This is a genomic window from Polaribacter sargassicola (assembly GCF_021991835.1).
In the GTDB taxonomy this organism is placed as follows: domain Bacteria; phylum Bacteroidota; class Bacteroidia; order Flavobacteriales; family Flavobacteriaceae; genus Polaribacter; species Polaribacter sargassicola.
In genome coordinates this window covers 1-434 of the sequence record NZ_JAHDAU010000043.1, presented here as the reverse complement: position 1 = coordinate 434, position 434 = coordinate 1, and the positions used below count along the sequence as shown (strand labels likewise).

Sequence of the window (434 nt, the reverse complement as noted above, 5' to 3'; positions counted from 1 at the left end):
CGTTGTCGAGGCACGATCCTGTTCTTCCCGCGGAGAGGCGGACGTCGAGCTCGGCCGCGACAGCGGCGTACTCGGCCGACGTGTATTGGCTTCCTCGATCGCTGTGGAAGATCGCGCGGGGCGCGGCGTGACCGTGGGTGTGGGCCATCCGCAGCGCGTTGCTGATCAGCTCGGTGCGCATGTGCGAGGCCATCGCCCACCCCACGACCATGCGGGAGTGCAGGTCGATCACCGTCGCCAGATACAGCCATCCCTCTCCAGTGCGGAGGTACGTGATGTCGCCGACGAGCTTGGTGCCGGGGGCGTCGGAGGTGAAGTCGCGGCGGATCAGGTCGGGGCGCGCCTCGGCGTCGTCGGCGGGGATCGTGGTGCGCTTCTTCGTCCGCGGCTGGACGCCCGCGATCTGCTGCCGTCGCATGATCGCGCGGATCATA

At 68.7% G+C, this 434-nt stretch carries 1 protein-coding gene; it reads right to left on the bottom strand.

The window, feature by feature from the left end; all coding sequences use genetic code 11:
- On the bottom strand, positions 1-434 hold a 434-nt coding region (locus tag KI686_RS17365; RefSeq protein WP_237590282.1), incomplete at both ends, for an IS3 family transposase.